Here is a 1,539-nt window from a genome sequence, read left to right as displayed (position 1 = left end):
TACCGGTAGTTCGTTAAATCCGGCGGTAGAGGTTAATGCCGTGTCCGTTGTTGACCGCGTCGATCAGGGCCCGGAGTTCGGGGGGTGGGTCCGTGTCCGTCCAGGCTCGCCACCATCGGGTGAGGGTGATGGCGGGGGTGAGCCAGGAGCGGATGGCGCGTAAGGCCCTGGGCCAGCAGGGAGGTTGGGGCTGGTGGGACGAGGCCGGTCCCCCTCTCTGGCCCCTCGTTGGGGCACGGGTCCGGTGCGGTGGTATCCAGTGGTCCGGGTGGGGCGAACCACTGGTCCCAGCAGAAGGAGAAGGCGCAGTTGACCAGGGTCTGGTGGCGGCGGATGGCGCGGTCGGAGCGGACTTGGAAGTCGGCCCAGCCGAGTTCGTCCTTGATCTGCTTGTAGCTCTGCTCGATCCATGGCCGCAGGCCATAGAGGCGGACGATCTCGGCGAGGTCGGCCGGCGGGTGCGGGCTGGTGGCGGCGTGGGGTGCGTCGGGGTGAGGCAGGTTGGTGGTCAGGTACCAGGTGGCCTTCTCTGGCAGGCTGGCCGGGTCGGTGGTGGCCACGACCAGCCGGCACGGGGAGTCCGGGCCGTAGCCGGCCAGGTAGGCGTCGGCGGCCCACCAGGTCTCGGTGTGCCCGTCGCGGAAGTGACGCTCAACGGGTGTCCAGTCGCCGGGATGCTTGGCATCCTTCCAGGTCAGGGCGTGGGCTGCTTCGATGGGGGTGTGTGGCTGGTCTGCCGGAGCCCAGGTGCCGCGGTGCGGTTTGAGGGCCACGACGTAGGCCAGGCCGGCCTCGCGTAGTGCGCGGTACCAGTCGTCGCTGACGGAGTAGGCGCAGTCGGCGACCACCGCCCGGCAGCCGAAGCCAGCCGCCTTCCCGCGGGTCGCGAGGGCAGCGGCCAGCTGCGGTTTGGTGCGGAAGGCTGGGTCGGACCGGCCGCGGGTGAAGTGGTGGGCGGGGGTGTAGGGAGTCGCGTGCAGCGGGTAGTACACGCGGCCGTCGGTCCACATCGTGGTCACCGTGACGATGCCGTTGTCCGTCTTGCCCAACCGGCCCAGCCACTGCCTGCCGACATGCGCGGTGCCCGTGCCGTCCTTGCGGTCCCCGGAGTCGTCGATCACGATGACCCCGCCGTCGTGCGGAGCCGTCGCCGGCTGCTCGCGCAGCAGCTCAAGCCGCCGGTCGTTGACCTGCTCGACCTCCCAGCAAGACTCGGACAAGAAGAACTGCAGCCGCTGCACCGCCGGCATCCCCGCGCCGGTCACCGGCTCAGCCCCTGCCAGACAGGTGATCGTCTTGTTCCGCTCCCGTGGCGCCAGCAGTCCGGTCAGGTACTCGCGAAAACCCCGCCGCTGCGCCAGGCTGAAGAAGAGGTCGTCGAACCGGGCCGCGTACTCCTCCAACGGCCCCGGCGCAGGCGGACACGGACGGCGAGCGGTCATCTTCAGCCCCCAGCAAAGCAGTTGACTCCTCCCACCGGCCTACGACCAACCCGACCTGCCGTCAACCTGCACCAACACCGGATTTAACGAACTACCG

Annotated in this window: 1 protein-coding gene; it reads right to left on the bottom strand. The window is 69.5% G+C overall.

Going from position 1 to position 1,539, the window contains the following annotated elements; translation table 11 throughout:
- Window positions 1–32: 32 nt before the first annotated feature.
- Window positions 33–1,442 (bottom strand): IS701 family transposase, encoded by a 1,410-nt coding sequence (locus tag ACWD3E_RS43285; RefSeq protein ID WP_451392944.1) that lies wholly within the window; start codon window positions 1,440–1,442, stop codon window positions 33–35.
- Window positions 1,443–1,539: the final 97 nt, after the last annotated feature.

The sequence above is a fragment of the Streptomyces sp. NPDC002676 genome (assembly GCF_053592455.1).
Note: the sequence above shows the minus strand (reverse complement) of the source record. Positions and strands in the feature narration are given on the sequence as shown.